The organism is Fulvivirga ulvae, assembly GCF_021389975.1.
In the GTDB taxonomy this organism is placed as follows: domain Bacteria; phylum Bacteroidota; class Bacteroidia; order Cytophagales; family Cyclobacteriaceae; genus Fulvivirga; species Fulvivirga ulvae.
Genome location: NZ_CP089981.1, coordinates 3,815,424 through 3,832,559 on the forward strand (window position 1 = coordinate 3,815,424; position 17,136 = coordinate 3,832,559).

Genomic DNA, 17,136 nt, shown 5'->3' on the forward strand with positions numbered 1-17,136 from the left:
TCTAGCACTGGTAGCCCCAAATTTCCTTTATCAGATTACATAAAGAAGAAATAATTATATAAAACTCCTTTTACTTAACTTTGCTTATGCGATACTTAATTTAAGATATTGCATCTGTACACTTTAATTTCAAAATTTTAATTTCCTCAAATGAAGTTCTTCTTATTGAGTAAACTATTGTTTTTGGCTGTCTTTGCATACGGTCAAATTACACCCAGAATAATTGATAAAATTAGTAAGGAGCCTATTTCTGGTGCGAATATAACGCTTCATGGATCTACCATTGAGACAACAACTAATTATCTTGGATATTTTCAACTTGACGTCGCTGCAGGAAGTAAATTAACTATCTCTCATCCTAGCTTTGTAACGAGCGAAGTGATAGTGCCTGCTGAAAGTGCTACATTTCTTATTGCACTTAATCGAAAGCACTATAATTTGGGAGGTATATCTATTGATTTATTCCCTATGGATCCTGAGACAAGCACTTTAACAATTGAAAATGAAGTTACGGATTCTAAAGAATATACTCAGTATGAATCTGATTGGAGTAGCTTTTACATTGACTATGGAAATGCAATTATTAATCACCCTGACTTTCAAAAACTTGAAAAAAGTTTTATGGTTAATATCTTATTTACTGTAGACGAAAAAGGTAAGGTAGAAAACATTAGTGTCTTAAATTCTGATGCCTCTTATCAGGAGGAGTCCGATGAATATGTCAATATTTTAAAGTCTTCTTTGGTTGAATTAAATAAATGGATTCCTGCAACATTGAACAAAGTTCCTATTTCTCAATCTTTTGAACTTGAAGTTTCTAGAAATAAAGAAGTATTTATGATAGTTGAGGAGCCAGCCTCCCCAATAGGAGGTTATGAGTCCCTTTATAATTATATTAATTCCAATCTGCAGTACCCTCATGAAGCTCGGAAAGTGGGGATTGAGGGCAAGTTGAGGGTTAGTTTTGTGGTTGATAAAGATGGAGGAATAACCGACATCGAAGTGGTAAAGGGCCTAGGTTTTGGATGTGATCTGGAAGCAATTAGGTTATTGAAAGAAGGCCCTAAATGGTATCCACCCTATCAACGAGGAAAACCTGTAAAGCAAAGAATCATTTTACCAATTACCTTTAACTTAGCTCATGTTAACTCAAGCAGAAAAATTTCTTTTAAAGATTATCTTTCCTACAGAATACGATATCCTCGAGAGGCCAGAAAAGCTGGAGTAGAGGGGACACTCTATGCTGTGTTTGAGATCAGCGAGAGTTATGAAATAAAAAGCTTAGAAATATTGAATGATATTGGTTTTGGATGTGGTGCTGAAGTGAAAATGGTTATTAATTCTTTGCCTACTGATTTAATTGCTGAAAAATTTAGGTCTAACCAGTTAAATATTTTACCTGTAGCATTTGGAATAAACCAATACCCGAAAAAAGTGGAGGGTGTGAAAATTCCTGAAGGGAAGAGACTAGAGGAAGTTGTAGTGATTGAAGAAGACGTGTATAGACCTTTGATGTCCAGTGGAGCAGTAGGAATTCGTTTAAATTCAGGAAAAAAACAGCCCACATCAATTAAAGACGCTATAGAGAATGATCCGGCAATGCAAAGATTGTCCTTGGTTAATAAGAATCTAGATTCTGTTGATCCAGAGATAAATAAATTGAGAAGACTGTTATTCTTAGATTTGGAGGGTAATAATATAACACAATTACCAGATGAAATTTTAGAGTTGGACCGATTGCAGGAATTGTATCTTCCTGATAATCGAATTACTAATCTACCTGAAGAGTTTCATTTACTTTCATCTCTCAAAGTTTTGGGACTGGCATCAAATCAATTGTCAGGGTTTCCTTCTCAGCTTACACGAATGTCTAAACTGGAGGTTCTTGATCTAAGTGGAAATGATATTTCTGAAATTCCAAAAGAGGTTGGTAATCTTAAGAAGCTTAGGATCTTGGTGTTGAATAATAATAATATTAAGGCGTTGCCTTCCGATATGTCCGAATTAAAAAAATTGGAGAAGCTCTTTCTGATTGGCAATGAATTAAGCCCAATGCAAATAGAGGTTATTAAAGATAATTTGAAAAGGACGGATGTTATTGTAGAATAAGGATCCTAATTAATGTATTTCAGAAAGCCAAAACACTGCTCAGCTTCAGAACCCCTGAATATTTTCTATGAAGTTTGGTATTAATATCAGAGTGCAATACAGAAAATTTCAGGGTGACGATTAGTGTTTTTAGTGTATTAAATATCATCCTCGCGCCCCACCACGTTATCCCGGACGACCCCGATAATAATCAGGGGAAGATGCGGGATCCCGTGATTAAGTGTGCCATAGAAGGTTTATGCACTCCCTATGCTCTGAGCGATTTCGAATATTTTTCACTGCACTTGCAAAAAAAATCCAGAATGACACATTAGCTTTAAAAATGGCAAAGGGGAGGATATATTTACATTGTAAGCAATAGACATAGGACAGTACTGTATATCGGTGTTACATCGAATTTATCAGCAAGAGCCTATGAACATAAGCACGGCTATGGAGCCTCGTTTGCTAAAAAATATAACTGTACTGACGTCATCTATTTTGAATGTTTTCCAACAATCGAAGAAGCCATTGAAAGAGAGAAGCAGCTCAAAAACTGGAGGAGGCAATGGAAGGAAGATCTCATTAGAAAAAGTAATCCGGAGATGAAGGATCTTTATGACGAGGTAGAGGAGCTTAAATAGCGCGGTAATCCTATCCCTCCCCACGTCACCCCGGCCGCAGTGCAACGAAGAGCCGGGATCCCGTGATTAAGAGCTCCACAGATGGTTCAAGCACTATCCAGCTCCAGGAGACCCTACTTCCGAGCAGATGTCTTTCGAAGAGGACTCCGCGGCATTTTAACTGCATACATTTGACATTATGCAGATTATGCTTGATAGTGCCCTTAACTCCAAGCTCTCATGAGTAAGTCTGCAGTCGAAGGCTCAAACACTGCGCAACTCCGGGAGACCCTGAATATTTTCTATAAAGCTTGGTAGTAGTATTTAGCGCACCAAAAAGAAAATTTCAGGGTGACGATCAAGAAGTGTTTTTAGTACCATGAATAACCATCTCAATCACCCAACCCCACCACGTCATCCCGGACGACCCCGATAATAATCGGGGGGAAGAGCCGGGATCCCGTGATTAATTGTACAACATGAGGTTTATGCATTGCCCCGATTTGGGAGACCCTGAATAATTTCTATGAAGTTTGGTAGTAATATTCCGAGCACAATACTGGGAATTTCGCGATGATAAACAAATAAGCTAATTTTAAACCTCATGAAGCATATCAAATTCAATAAGACCATATGCGGGGTAGACTTCCTGCTGAATGTCCTTGAGTTTAATAATGATAAAAGCAGTGGGTTATTTAGTGAGGTGCAGTCTACTGATTTCTTTCAAATCATCTTCATCAAAGAAGCAAGAGGCAGGTTACTGTTGAATGAAAGTGAGATCAATGTCTCTGACAACTCCATTATCTTCATTTCTCAATTCCAAAAGTACCAGTGGAAAATAGATTCAGGAAGCAGCTTTAGGGCACACGTGCTGGTATTTCAGGAAGATTTCCTGAATGAGTTCTTTGCTGATAAATATTTCAGCTATCGTCTGCTTTACTTTTATCAAACACAATACCCCCTCCATATGGAGGTTGAGGATGCTGAGCGATCCGCCTGTCTGGAGCAACTTTCAAAGATCAAGGAAGAGCTTGTATGTCCGAAAAGTGATAGTGCCCATCTTATACGGTCAATGCTCTATTACATGCTCATCAGTTTGAACAGGAGGTATGCTGAAAAATATAAAGTAGAGCCTGCTATAACACAGGATAATATTGCCTATGAGTTTAGAAAACTTGTGGAAGAACATATTTATTCCAAACAAAGGATAGAAGACTATACCACTTTAATGGGTGTTAGCAGGATTACCCTTAACAAGTTGGTCAAAGCCCAATTCAATGTTACAGCTTCCGATTTTATCAAGTCCCGGCTTATTTTCGAAATAAAGATGAAGCTGATCTATACCTCACTGACTATAGCTCAAATAGCTTCCGGGCTGAATTTCTCTGAGCCCAACCATTTGTCTCGGCTGTTTAAGAACAGGGAAGGAATTACACCCGTGCAGTTTCGAGAAGATTATCAAAATGGTATTTAATAACCCGTGACTGGTAGTTTTCGATTGTCTGTTAAATAGAACCTTTGCGTAAGCCATTGATCAAAGGCGAGGTACTATTTAATCATCCATTTACATGTAATGGCCTAATACTGGCTGACATGTGAATCAAAAACAGACAGACATGCAAAAGACAGAAATTCAACTCATCAGAAATGCAACCTTAAAAATTAAATATGCTGGTAAAACTTTTTTGGTAGACCCTGCACTCGGTGCAAAGCATAGCTTCAGATCATTTGTAGAGCCAGATAAAAACCTTAATCCAACGGTAGGCCTGCCCATGAGAGTGGAAGATGCGGTAGCCGGTGTCGATGCCATTTTACTAACCCATACACACCCCGATCATTTTGATGCCGCAGCGGCAGAAATACTGGATAAGCATTTGCCCTTTTATCTGGCACCTGTAGATGCTGTTACAGTACAAAAAGCAGGTTTTCAGAATATTGAAATCATAGAGGATAAGAGGACATGGGAGAGCATTACCATTACAAGAACAGGTGGGAAACATGGCCCTGAGGAAAAATTGGAAATGCTTGGTGAAGTGGCAGGCTTTGTTCTAGAGGCAGAGGGTTATCCAACTGTTTATATCATCGGAGACTGCATTTGGGATGCAGAGATTGAGAACAATCTCAAAACCATTAATCCGGATATTGTAATCACCAATTCAGGAGGAGCTATGTTCATGGGACAAACCAGAATTTTAATGGATGAAGAAGAGACCATTAAAGTAGCTAAGGCTGTTCCTAATGCTACAGTTATAGCAGTCCACATGGAGGCTTTGGATCATTGTAAGGTGACCAGGGAGTCATTAAAGGCTGCTGCTATTGCAGCTGGTGCGGATGTTTTGGTTCCGGGGGATGGGGAAGTTGTGAGGGGGTAGGTGATACGATTCAGGTATGGCTAAGGTTGATATCTATGTATTACATCTGTTGAGTTGTTTGCTTTGACTCTTTTGGGTTTGTACTTTTATTGTAAGGAATTTAATTCAGTGGTGTAGATAAGAATGTACACAGAATACATAATTGACGGAGCGAAATTCAAATCCAAAAATGGATTTTACAATTACATTGAAAAGCATTTTACTCAAGGTCTTAGTTTTAAAATAGGAAGAAATCTCAATGCTTTTCAAGACGTTCTTAGTGGAGGCTTCGGGATGTACAGTTGTGATGAACCCATAACAGTCACATGGAAAAACCTGACCAAAAGTAAGGAACATTTAGATTCTAAATTTCTCTATTCTGTTTTAGTTATATTGACATCGACGGAAGGTGTGACCTTTAGACAATTTGATCATGGCATTAGCCTTGATTAAATGATGTGAGGAAGGTTATTGCAAGAGGATTTCGACATGATGTTACAAAAGAATAAAAGATTGTTGGTATTCATGAGGTTTAAAATAATAGTAGGTTTATTGACCCTTGCTTTTGTTCTCTCATCATTTCAGAGACAAAATGATGAATTTTTAACACTTAAGAAGGGGTATTATAAATTTCCTAATGTGCCTCATGTTACAACATTTTATTATGTAAATGGAAGAAAAATAGCTTTTTATAGAATGAACCAGAATCAGGTAAATTCTGTAAAAATATAGCAAGAATAATAAAGAAGAATTCTACAAAGAGTAAAGCACAACTGATTAAGAAGTACAACCGAAGGTTCAAGCACTGCCCCGATTCGGGAGATCCTGAATATTTTCTATGAAGTCTGGTATTACCTTTTGAGTGTACGAGGTAGAAAATTTCAGGATGACGGGACAAAAAACAGCTCTACCCCAAAGCCTCCCTCATTTTCCCTTTAATCTCCTCATTACATAAATTCCCAATACTGCCCTCATGGGTATGCTTCACCTCTTTATCAGGTGCATAAGCTCCGGACTGAACGGCCTGTCCCACCTTTTGGTAAGCCTCGCGGAAAGGTAGTCCCGCAATGACTTCTTTATTAACTGACTCTACCGTGTATAAGTAGTCATATTTAGGATCGTCGATGGCTTTTTCGTTGATAATGATGTGTTGAAGCATATATTCAGAGATCTCCAGGCAGGATTTGAGGGTGAAAAGCGCTGAAAAAAGGCTTTCTTTTAAAATCTGAAAATCACGGTGATAGCCGCTGGGGAGGTTGTTGGTGATCATGATGAGTTCAGTGGGCAGGGCTTGTATTTTGTTGCATTTGGCCCGTACCAGTTCAAACACATCCGGGTTCTTCTTGTGAGGCATAATGCTGGAGCCAGTGGTCAGGTGATCAGGGAAGGTGATGAAACCAAAGTTTTGGCTCATGTAGAGGCAAACATCCATGGCCAGTTTGGATAGCGTACCGGCCGCGCTTGCCAGTCCAAAACTCATGGATTTTTCCAGTTTTCCGCGGCTCATCTGAGCGGCTACAGAATTGTATTTTAAGGTGGAAAATCCCATTTTCTCTGTCGTGGAGGTGCGGTTAATAGGGAAGGAGCTGCCATAACCTGCTGCTGAGCCAAGTGGGTTCTGATCTGCAATTTTGAATGTAGCATTGAGCAGGTGGATATCATCTATCAAGGACTCGGCATAGGCACCAAACCACAAGCCAAAAGACGAAGGCATAGCCACCTGAAAGTGAGTGTAGCCGGGAAGGAGAACATCTTTATGTTGTTCGCTTAGTGCAATCAGCCGGTCAAAAAGCTTGCTGATCAGTCCTTTAATCTCCTGGATCTCATCTCTGGCAAACAGGTGCAGGTCAACCAAAACCTGGTCATTTCTGGAACGTGCGGTATGGATCTTTTTACCTGCTTCACCCAGCTTTTCGGTAAGCAGGTGCTCTATTTTAGAGTGGACATCCTCAAAGTGAGCCTCTATTTCAAAAGAACCCTCTACAATCTGGTTTAAAATCAGGCTGATCTCTTTTTCAATGCCTTCAAGCTCCTCTGCTGATATTAACCCGATTTCCTTCAACATTTGCGCATGGGCGAGCGAACCCAGTGCATCATACTTGGCCAGGTGAAGGTCAAGTTCGCGGTCGTTGCCGACAGTAAAAGTTTCAATCTTTTTTTCTATGGTGTATCCTTTGTCCCAGAGTTTCATTTTGTATTAGTTGATCTGTTTTTGATATTATTTTCTGGACGGCTAACACCCCTGTAGTCCCCTCAAGGAGACAGTTGGAGCGGTGCCATCGATTTTAATACTGCTTTTGAATGGTTGCACAATTTTTAATTATATAATCAATCTCCCTAACAACTTCCTGTACAACTCAACACCCTCTTCAATTTCCTTAATATAAATAAATTCATCGGCAGTATGCGAGCGGGCAGAGTCACCAGGCCCCATTTTTATACTAGGGAACGGGATCAGTGCCTGGTCTGATAATGTTGGTGATCCATAAGTTTTGATATCCATCTCCTTAGCAAGCTTTACAACCGGATGATTTTTATCAATACCAGAAGGTTTCAAGCGCGTTGACCGTGCCTTTACGTCGCAACTGGTATGTACCTCTATAATTTCTAAAATGTCTTCATGGCTATAAGCATCTGTTACCCGAATATCGACCACAAAACTGCAAATGTCAGGCACCACATTATGTTGTGACCCTGCCTGGACTTGAGTGACATTCATATGGATTGGTCCCAATGTCTCCGAGACTTTAGGGAATTGGAAATTTTCAAACCAGCTAATATCCTTTATGGCTTTGTATATGGCGTTTTCTCCTTCGTTTCTGGCAGCATGGCCTGCTTTTCCCTTGGCCGTACAGTCCAGTACCAGAAGTCCCTTTTCTGAAACGGCCATTTGCATGAGTGTAGGCTCACCTACGATGGCCAGTTCCACCTGCCCCAGATCATGTAAAATGCTTTCTATTCCACCCTTGCCGGATATTTCCTCTTCGGCTGTAGCCGCCAGGATCAGGTTATGCGTTAAATTTTCATTTTTATAAAACGTCAGAAACGTGGCGATCAGGCTTACCAAAGGCCCGCCCGCGTCATTACTGCCCAATCCAAATAGTTTTCCATCAACCACTTCCGCGGCAAATGGGTCTCTGGTATATCCTGCATTTGGCTTCACCGTATCATGATGAGAGTTTAAGAGAACGGTTGGTTTCCCTGGGTCATAATACTTGTTTCTTGCCCATACATTATTGCCAGACCTTACTACAGCTACACCATATTGCTCAAGAAAAGTAGCAATAGCATCAGCTGTGGCTTCCTCTTCTCTTGATAATGAAGGGATGGCAATTAATTTTTTAAGTAGTGATATGGCTTCTTGCGTGTAGTTCATGGATTTATAACAGAATAGTGCCTGCCGATTTATTCAGATCAAGAGCATGCTTAATACCCACATCAATACCATGCCGTCGGGCTGCAAAAGCATTCTCAAGTTTAGGTATCATGCCTGTATGGATAATACCATCGTCTTTGAGCTGCTGGTAGTGCAAATAACCCAGTTCACGGATCAGCGTTTTGTCATCATCAGCATCCAGTAGTACACCGGGTTTTTCAAAGCAGTAGATAAGTTTCACATCGTACTTTTTAGAAAGAGCAGTGGCTATTCCGGCCGCCAGCGTGTCGGCATTGGTATTCAGTAAAGAACCATTTTTGTCATGCGTCAAGGCACAAAATACAGGCGTAAGGCCTCCTTCAAGGAAAAATGATAACCTCTCAACATTGATGCTATCGGCTTCAAAATCCCCTACATACCCATAGTCAATTTCTTTGTTTACCCTTTTTTGTGCAGGGATCACATTGGCATCGGCCCCGGTCAGGCCAAGTGCATCACAGCCGAATGCCTGTAGCTGGGCAACTATATTTTTATTGACCAAACCCCCATACGCCATGGTGACCACCTTGAGTGTTTCAGCATCAGTAATGCGTCTTCCTTCAATCATTTTGGGTTGTATGCCTAATTTCAGCGAAAGCTCAGAGGCTATTTTTCCACCGCCATGGATCAGTATTTTCGGAGAGTTCAGCTCGCTAAACTCCTGAAGCACATGCTTTAAAGTTTCAGCGTCATCAATAACGTTACCTCCGATTTTTATTACTGTTAGTTTGGTTTTCATATTTGATGTTTTCTGGTTGGCCAACACCCCTGTAGTCCCCTCAAGGGGACAGTTAGGGCGGTGCCATCGTTTAATACTGCCTTTTAAAAGTTGCACACTATGAATCCTTCAATCGCACTAAAGTCCTCCCTTGAGGGAGGTACCCGCAGGGGGGAGGGTGTCCCTCATTTCAACCTCCGCTTTTTCTTCATAATCCGAAACCCACTGATGAATTGAATCTAAAACAAAGGACATATTTTGCTTTACATCTTTATCATCAAATCTTAAAAATGTCACTCCGTATTGCTCAATCCTCTTTTGTCGTATTTCGTCTCTTTCTGGGGCATCATCATGATAATGGCTCTCCCCGTCAACCTCAATGACCAGTGCCAGTTCATGACAATAAAAGTCAACGATGTAATCCAACATGGGCACTTGCCTGTGAAATTGATAATCTAGTAACTGTCTGTTTTTAATCTCACACCACAACAAGATTTCTGAAAGTGTACTATGCTTTCTAAGCTCCCGGGCTTTTGCTTTCAAATCTTTTCTGTACGGTATGATTTTGTTTTTTGACATCGAGTTAGCTTGTACTTTTCTAGTTGGCTAACACCCCTATAGTCCCTCAAGGGGACAGTTGGGCAGTGCCATCCGATTTAATTCTACCTTTTAACTTAGTTGAATATTTTAAATCTTTCAACTACACCAGCCCTCGCCAGGAATGCTGTGTCCCGGTTTTTCTTGCCGTGGCGGGAGGGTGTTTTGCTTTATTGTTATCTATTTGAAATTTCACTTTTCTGGTTGGCCAACACCCCTGTAGTCCCCTCAAGGGGACAGTTTAGGGCCGTGCCATCAATTTTAATACAGCTTTAATTTGGTTGCGCTCATTTAATCCTTCAACCGCACTAACTCCTCCCTTGAGGGAGAGCCTGTCCCGATCAGTATCGGGATGGCCGTAGGCCGGAGGGTGTTCTGCGCAACGTCATTGCATCCCCTCCAAAATCTCCTGCAATACCACCTGCGCTGAAAACTCCCGGTTTTTGGCCTGCCGGTAAACTATCGAGTTGTCAATAACCTCATCCGTTGCCACCACATTTCTGCGGATGGGCAGGCAGTGCATAAACTTTCCGTTGTTGGTCAGTGCCATTTTTTTGCTGGTGATAGTCCAGTCTTCTTTAACATCCAGGCGCTGGCCGTAGTGGTGATAACTGCTCCAGTTTTTGGCGTAGATGATGTCGGCGCCTTCAAAAGCCTTATCCTGATCATGGCTGATGGTTACACCATCGATAAACTGGTCATCCAGCTCATAACCTTCCGGACAGGCAAGAGTTACTTCGGCATCTGTTGTTTTTATCCATTCCAGAAATGAATTGGGGACTGCCTGGGGCAAAATTCGAGGGTGTGGAGCCCACGACAAAACTACTTTAGGCTTTTTGATGCCCAATTCTTCAATGGTAATCAGGTCTGCCAGTGATTGTAAAGGGTGCCGGGTGGCTGACTCCAGGCTGACGGTGGGAACCTCCGAATGCTTGACAAACTGATTGATTACACTTTCGGAGTAATCCTCTTCACGGTTTTTTAATGCAGGAAAAGTCCGTACGCCAAGAATGTCAACATACTGGCTCATAACCCGGGCGGCATCTTTGATATGCTCCTGGTTGTCACCGTCCATAACGGCGCCATCCTGAGTTTCTATTCTCCATCCGTCTTTGTCAATGTTCATTACCATGACATTCATGCCCAGGTTCATGGCTGCTTTTTGCGAACTCATGCGGGTTCTCAGGCTGGGATTAAAAAATACCAGCCCGAGTGTTTTGTTTTTTCCTATCTGATTCCCAAAAGGGTCTTTTTTCAAGGCTAATGCCTTTTTGACTAAACTACCCGGGTCTTCCGGGTCACTTACCGATAAGAACTGCTGCATCTGATTTTGTTTTTTCTATACTTAATGTTAGTTTTTCTACAAATTGATTAGCCTGCTCCCGTGTCAGGGTCAGTGGAGGCAATAACCGGATAACATTCGGGTTGGCCGCCATTCCTGTCAATACATGCTTCTCCTTCATCAGGTTTTCTCTGATGTCTTTTACAGGAAAATCGAATTCTACGCCGATCATCAGGCCTGCTCCACGAACTTCTTTTACCTCGGGGATAGCTTTTACAGCCTCAGCCAGTGCTGAGCCTACATTTTGAGCGTTTTCCACAAGATTTTCATTCTCAATAATCTCCAGCGTTGCCAAAGCCGCCACACAAGCCAGGTGGTTGCCACCGAAAGTAGAGCCAGACATACCAAACCAGCCCTCTATTTCCGGACTGATCAACACACCACCCATAGGGAAACCGTTAGCCATACCCTTAGCCACGGTGATCAGGTCAGGCTGTACATCGGCATGTTGGTGCGCAAAGAATTTTCCACTACGGCCATAGCCTGACTGGATCTCATCCACAACCAGCAGGGCACCGTATTTTTCACAAAGCTTTTTCAGGCCGGGAAGAAAACCAGCATCAGGCATATAAATACCTGCCAGTCCCTGGATACCTTCTATCAGCACCGCACAGACATCCTGGTTTTTCAATGCTACTTCAACAGCATCCAGATCCATGTTCATAAATTGCACATTACTGTACTTGTCGAGCAATGAGCGGTATTTGTCATTGTCCGTTACAGAGAGTGCTCTTGAAGTGCGGCCGTGGAATGACCGGTTGAAGGCAATCAGTTTGTCTTTCTGCGTATGAAACGAGGCTATTTTTAAGGCATTTTCGATGGCCTCCGCTCCTGAGTTACATAAAAATAACTGGTATGCATCATACCCCGATATTTGGCCCAGTTTTTCAAGAAGGCTAAGTTGTACGGGGTTAATAACGGCATTGGAGTAGTAGGCTATCGCGTCCAGTTGTTCTTTAATACGTTTGACATAGTGTGGGTGCGTATGACCGACCGAGATCACGGCGTGTCCTCCGTAGAGGTCAAGATATTGAGCACCGGATCTGTCATAAACGTAGCATCCCTGAGCTTTCGTAAGCTCCAGGTCAAGCTGGGGGTATACCTTAAATAGTTTCATGAATAAAAAATTAATTGTTAGTTAGTGGATGATTTTGTCGTTCATCTTTTTGTTTAATGGTTAATAATTTCCTTTTCTTTTGTTTTATAAATTATACCTCTTGAGGAGGTGGTTATTTGATTTTCTGGCTGGCTAACCCCCTGTAATCCCCTCAAGGGAACAGTTGGGCGACAAGCTATTTAGTCGTTTCCTTCATTTTATTGATCCTCTCGTATGACTTCACCAGGCCTTTGATCAGTGCGGAACTTAAGCCGTTGTGCTCCATTTCGTTGAGTCCTGATATGGTGCAGCCTTGTGGTGTCGTTACTTTGTCTATTTCGCTTTCCGGGTGGCTGCCTCCATTGCCGGCGAGCAGGCTGGCAGCGCCAAGACAGGTTTGAACAGCGATCTCCTGGGCATATTCAGCATCAAAACCCAACTGTACACCCCCCTGGGTAGTGGCGCGGATGAACCGCATCCAGAAGGCAATGCCACTGGCGCAAACCACCGTTGCGGCCTGCATAAGCTCCTCCTGGATTACCAGGGTCTTGCCTACACAGTTGAAGATGGTTTGTACCATGCTTATTTTAGACTTTCCGAGGTCATTATAAGCCATACATGTCATGGATTGTAGAACAGCAATGGCCGTATTAGGCATAGCCCTGATGATTGGAAATTTGCCGGAAAGCGATTCTTCCATTTCCGGAATGGTTACTGCCGTAATTACCGATATCAGAGTATGCTTGTCAGGGTTTAATACGGGGCTTACTTCCTGGAGGAGTCCTCTTAATTGTTTGGGTTGTACCGCAAAAATAATAATGTCAGCCTCTTCAACAGCTTTCGGGTTTTCAGTGGTGATGGTTACCGAGGGGTCCTTTATGCCAATTAAACCGCTGATATCTCTTCTTGTAAGGATCAGTTTATTGTTTTCCAGCAAACCACCTTTTTTGAGTCCTTTGTAAATGGCAAGGCCAAGGTTGCCAGCTCCTAAAATGGCTATCGTTTGTTGTTTCATGATTAGAATGCGTTAGCTTTTAGTTTGAGTCCAAGGCTTTGATCCAGTCCGAACATCAGGTTCATGTTTTGAACGGCCTGTCCGGAAGCCCCTTTTAATAAATTATCTATAATGCTGGTGATCAGCAGCTTATTCCCATGCTTTTCCAGTTGGATCAGGCAATGGTTAGTGTTTACCACCTGTTTGAGGTGAACAGGAGTGTCAACCACTATAGTGAAGGGTGCCTCCTGATAAAAATCTTTATAGAGCTTCAAAGCCTCTTCCAGACCACCTTCAAAGTGGGTGTAAGCCGTAGCGAAAATCCCGCGACTGAAATTACCCCGTACAGGTATGAAATTAATATCCCGGTCAAGCCCTGATTGCAGGCTGGTAAGGCTTTCCTTTATTTCTATAAGATGCTGATGCTCAAATGATTTGTAAGCTGAAACATTGTTGTTTCTCCAGCTAAAATGTGTTGTTTCTCCCGGAGCCTGCCCTGCGCCGGTAGATCCGGTGATGGCGTGCACATGGATTTCATCTTTAATAAGACCAGCCTTGGCAAGAGGCAACAATGCCAGTTGGATAGCCGTAGCGAAGCAGCCAGGGTTAGCTATGTTTAAAGCATTTTCAATTTTGCTTTTGTTTAATTCAGGCAGTCCGTAAACAAAGCTACGGTCACCATAGCTTGCTTTTGCCTGATGGCGAAAGTCCTGGCTCAGGTCAATGATCCGGGTGGAGCTGCTCAGCTCATTCTCTTTAACCCATGCAAGCGATTTGCCATGTCCCTGGCAAAGAAAGATCACATCCGCCGGAGCCATAGCGTCGCTAAAAACCAGATCAGTTTCTGCTATCATGTCATCATGGATGCTGCTGACAGGTTTACCGCTCTGGCTGGAGCTTTGTACAAAAGTTATTTCTACCTCAGGGTGGTGTATCAGTATGCGCAGCAGTTCTCCTGCTGTATATCCTGCTCCACCTATAATTCCTGTTTTTATCATTTTTTGCTTTGTTTCTTATCTCAAATATCGCCTCGTCATTCCAAACTTGATTTGGAATCTCCTCGATCGGGCATTTGACCTTTGTGAGGAGGCCCTGAATCAAGTTCAGGGTGACGGCTGCTATTTTTTTGTTTTTAAATTAAGAGACCTCTACTTCGGTCTGCTTATTTACCGCATAGTAGATCTTCGTCTGGTTTGCCAGTATTTTGGTAAAACCTTTTACATCCTCGCCAGTCCATCCACTGTTCATTTCGCCATAGTGGCCAAATTTAGAGTTCATCAGGTCATGCTCAGACTCGATACCTGTTACCTGAAAATGGTACGGAGCGAGTGTTACATAAACTTTGCCTGTTACGTTTTCCTGAGTGTCTTCAATGAATTTCTCAATATTGCGCATCACCGGGTCGAGGTATTGCCCTTCATGCATCATCATACCATACCAGCTTGCCAGTTGCTCTTTCCAGTGCTGTTGCCATTTGGTAAGCACATGCTTTTCCAGCAGGTGGTGAGCTTTGATAAGCATAAGCGGGGCTGCAGCTTCGAAGCCTACACGGCCTTTGATGCCAATGATAGTGTCACCTACATGGATGTCACGGCCAATAGCGTAGGCATTTCCCATCTCATTGAGTTTTATGATAGCATCCACAGGTTTAACGGACTCTCCGTTAATACTGGTGATCTCACCTTTCTCGAAGCCCAGAGTGATTTGAACAGGTTCTTCTTTCTTCAATTGGCTTGGGTAAGCCTGTTCTGGCAGCGCTTCTTTGGAGGTCAGTGTTTCTGCACCTCCTACGCTTGTGCCCCATAGGCCTTTATTGATGGAGTACTTAGCTTTTTCCCAATTCATTTCCACACCATGAGCCTTTAGGTATTCTATTTCAGCCTGTCGTGAGAGCTGCTGGTCGCGGATAGGAGTAATGATTTGCGCATTGGGTACCATGATGTTAAACACCAGGTCAAACCGTACCTGATCGTTGCCTGCACCGGTGCTGCCGTGAGCAATGTACTGAGCATCAACTTTCCGGGCATATTCCGCTATAGCGATAGCCTGAAATACTCGTTCGGCACTTACCGAGAGCGGATAGGTGTTGTTTTTCAGTACGTTGCCAAAAATGAGGTACTTGATAGCCTTTTCATAAAATTCATCGACTACATCAACGGTCTCATGTTTAGCCACGCCCAGTTTATAAGCATGGTCTTCTACAGCTTTAAGCTCTTCCTGGCTAAACCCGCCAGTGTTTACCAGTACAGAATGTACCTCAAAGTTAAGGTCATGCTTCAGGTATTTTACACAGTAGGAGGTGTCCAGGCCTCCGCTAAAAGCTAAAACAACGATATTTTTGACAGCCATGATAATTTATTGAATTTAAGGTTACCAGATTTGTTTTTGATTTTTTGACGAAGGCGATCTGCCCCTTCTTTAAAGCCCTGAAACTTGACGAAGCGTTTGAATCTTTCCCACCGCTCTTCCTTGTTCAGTTTTTTATTTGCAGGCTTTGCAGGTTTGTTCGGGTCATACATCATACCGGTACAAAGGCAGTGAGACCTGTTTGTTCGGGTTAGGATGTCATAATTCCGACAGCTTTGGCAGCCTTTCCAAAATTCTTCATCCGTAGTCAACTCAGAAAAAGTTACCGGCTTATAGCCCAGGTCAGAGTTGATCTTCATTACCGCCAGGCTAGTGGTGATACCAAAGATCTTCGCTTCAGGAAATTTCTTACGTGAAAGCTTAAAAGCCTCAGCCTTTATATCACGGGCCAGGCCGGTATTACGAAAGTCAGGGTGTACAATAAGCCCGGAGTTAGCCACGTATTTGCCATGCCCCCAGGTTTCGATGTAGCAGAAGCCTACCGGGACACCACCAGATATGGCTATTACAGCCTTCCCTTCCATCATTTTAGCACTGACGTACAAGGGAGAGCGTTTGGCTATACCAGTGCCGCGCTGCTGGGCGGCTTGCTCCATCATGGTGCAAATTTCTTCGGCAAAGTGCACATGCGCTTCGCCAGCTATGGTAATTTTAATTTCCGACATTGCAGGAAATAGTTTAAGAATGTGAGCCTTTCGGCGGTTAATTAATTACTGGAAATTGGATTGGAGGATGCAGTGGACGTACCACCGCGAAAAGTTATATACCCGCAAGGGGCCTGGCTGCCCTAATCCTGGCCACAGGAGCACACACCGGGGCTACCGCAACTGCTGCTGCGTTAAGAACGGGTGTATATGTGGCTGAATTATTCATCGGAAGTCCAAAGTATGTAACTTTATTTTTTAATCGCAAGAAATAATTTAAAATATTAACGTCATCAGCGTTTTTTGGATTAGACTACCACTAGTGTAAAAAGTCACTATTTTTTATCAATACATTTTAAAATCATTTAATTTGGCGGCTATGAAAACTCTTTTTGTCGCCATACTGGCAATTTTTACCTGCTCCGCAGGTATGTGTCAAAACCAGCAAAAAGTATCCGAACTGGTAGATATTGGTTATCAGGAATATGAGTCGGGAGACTACAGGTCTGCCATTGATTTTTTTAATCGGGCGTTGCAACGTGACCCGGACAATCCGGAGGCTTATTACCTGATGGGTGTTTGCCAATCTCAGATCGGGGATAACTGGGCAGCGATCTCGGCATATAACAATGCTTTAGAGATAAAACCTGAGTATCCGGAAGCATATTATGAAAAGGGATATTCCTACTTCATGCTCAACCAATATGAAGAAGCCATAGCTTCATTTGATGAGGCCCTGAAACTCAGGCCTGATTATGCACTTGCATTGATCAACAGAGGGAGTATAAAATGCATTCAGGGAAAAGTTGACGAGGCTGCGGAAGATTGGGAGAAAGCCCGTGAGATGGGCTCCGATGTGCCTGTAGAATGTGAATAGTATTGAAAATCGTAAATCAGAAAT

General features: G+C 42.5%; 16 protein-coding genes. 6 read left to right on the forward strand and 10 right to left on the reverse strand.

Annotated elements, in window-relative coordinates:
- Positions 1 to 150: 150 nt before the first annotated feature.
- The 5 genes from LVD17_RS16305 (at position 151) to LVD17_RS16325 (ending at position 5,515) form a co-directional block, all read left to right on the forward strand.
- Positions 151 to 2,109, forward strand: a complete 1,959-nt coding sequence (locus LVD17_RS16305; protein WP_233760077.1) for a TonB family protein — start codon at positions 151 to 153, stop codon at positions 2,107 to 2,109.
- 347 nt (positions 2,110 to 2,456) lie between these two features.
- On the forward strand, positions 2,457 to 2,732 hold the full coding sequence (locus LVD17_RS16310; RefSeq protein WP_306416008.1) for a GIY-YIG nuclease family protein: 276 nt from the start codon (positions 2,457 to 2,459) through the stop codon (positions 2,730 to 2,732).
- Between the two features lie 583 nt (positions 2,733 to 3,315).
- Positions 3,316 to 4,185 (forward strand): helix-turn-helix domain-containing protein, encoded by an 870-nt coding sequence (locus LVD17_RS16315; protein WP_233760078.1) that lies wholly within the window; start codon positions 3,316 to 3,318, stop codon positions 4,183 to 4,185.
- A 142-nt stretch (positions 4,186 to 4,327) separates the two neighbouring features.
- The gene (locus LVD17_RS16320; protein WP_233760079.1) at positions 4,328 to 5,083 is read left to right on the forward strand and encodes an MBL fold metallo-hydrolase; all 756 of its coding nucleotides are present in this window, start codon (positions 4,328 to 4,330) and stop codon (positions 5,081 to 5,083) included.
- Between the two features lie 123 nt (positions 5,084 to 5,206).
- Complete coding sequence (locus tag LVD17_RS16325) at positions 5,207 to 5,515, forward strand: barstar family protein (RefSeq protein WP_233760080.1); 309 nt, start codon at positions 5,207 to 5,209, stop codon at positions 5,513 to 5,515.
- Between the two features lie 454 nt (positions 5,516 to 5,969).
- Here LVD17_RS16325 and argH read toward each other — a convergent pair whose 3' ends face one another.
- The 10 genes from argH to LVD17_RS16375 all read right to left on the reverse strand — a co-directional run bounded on the left by argH (position 5,970) and on the right by LVD17_RS16375 (position 16,256).
- Positions 5,970 to 7,253, reverse strand: coding sequence for an argininosuccinate lyase (argH, locus tag LVD17_RS16330; protein ID WP_233760081.1), 1,284 nt, complete (start codon positions 7,251 to 7,253; stop codon positions 5,970 to 5,972).
- Between the two features lie 129 nt (positions 7,254 to 7,382).
- Positions 7,383 to 8,438 (reverse strand): M20 family metallo-hydrolase, encoded by a 1,056-nt coding sequence (locus tag LVD17_RS16335; RefSeq protein ID WP_233760082.1) that lies wholly within the window; start codon positions 8,436 to 8,438, stop codon positions 7,383 to 7,385.
- 4 nt (positions 8,439 to 8,442) lie between these two features.
- Positions 8,443 to 9,216: an acetylglutamate kinase gene (gene argB / locus LVD17_RS16340; RefSeq protein WP_233760083.1), complete on the reverse strand. Its 774-nt coding sequence runs from the start codon at positions 9,214 to 9,216 to the stop codon at positions 8,443 to 8,445.
- Between the two features lie 117 nt (positions 9,217 to 9,333).
- Positions 9,334 to 9,774: an endonuclease domain-containing protein gene (locus LVD17_RS16345; RefSeq protein WP_233760084.1), complete on the reverse strand. Its 441-nt coding sequence runs from the start codon at positions 9,772 to 9,774 to the stop codon at positions 9,334 to 9,336.
- A 403-nt stretch (positions 9,775 to 10,177) separates the two neighbouring features.
- Positions 10,178 to 11,116: an N-acetylornithine carbamoyltransferase gene (locus LVD17_RS16350; protein WP_233760085.1), complete on the reverse strand. Its 939-nt coding sequence runs from the start codon at positions 11,114 to 11,116 to the stop codon at positions 10,178 to 10,180.
- A complete protein-coding gene (locus tag LVD17_RS16355) occupies positions 11,091 to 12,251 on the reverse strand; it encodes an aspartate aminotransferase family protein (RefSeq protein WP_233760086.1) in 1,161 nt (386 codons plus the stop codon). Before LVD17_RS16355 ends, LVD17_RS16350 begins: the two co-directional genes overlap by 26 nt.
- 175 nt (positions 12,252 to 12,426) lie before the next feature.
- On the reverse strand, positions 12,427 to 13,245 hold the full coding sequence (gene proC, locus LVD17_RS16360) for a pyrroline-5-carboxylate reductase (protein WP_233760087.1): 819 nt from the start codon (positions 13,243 to 13,245) through the stop codon (positions 12,427 to 12,429).
- Between the two features lie 2 nt (positions 13,246 to 13,247).
- The gene (gene argC / locus LVD17_RS16365) at positions 13,248 to 14,222 is read right to left on the reverse strand and encodes an N-acetyl-gamma-glutamyl-phosphate reductase (RefSeq protein ID WP_233760088.1); all 975 of its coding nucleotides are present in this window, start codon (positions 14,220 to 14,222) and stop codon (positions 13,248 to 13,250) included.
- A gap of 139 nt (positions 14,223 to 14,361) precedes the next feature.
- Positions 14,362 to 15,573: an argininosuccinate synthase gene (gene argG, locus LVD17_RS16370; RefSeq protein WP_233760089.1), complete on the reverse strand. Its 1,212-nt coding sequence runs from the start codon at positions 15,571 to 15,573 to the stop codon at positions 14,362 to 14,364.
- On the reverse strand, positions 15,546 to 16,256 hold the full coding sequence (locus LVD17_RS16375; protein ID WP_233760090.1) for a GNAT family N-acetyltransferase: 711 nt from the start codon (positions 16,254 to 16,256) through the stop codon (positions 15,546 to 15,548). Before LVD17_RS16375 ends, argG begins: the two co-directional genes overlap by 28 nt.
- Positions 16,257 to 16,614: 358 nt before the next feature.
- Between LVD17_RS16375 and LVD17_RS16380 the strand changes: the two genes are divergently transcribed.
- Positions 16,615 to 17,112: a tetratricopeptide repeat protein gene (locus LVD17_RS16380; protein WP_233760091.1), complete on the forward strand. Its 498-nt coding sequence runs from the start codon at positions 16,615 to 16,617 to the stop codon at positions 17,110 to 17,112.
- The last annotated feature ends 24 nt before the right edge of the window (positions 17,113 to 17,136 follow it).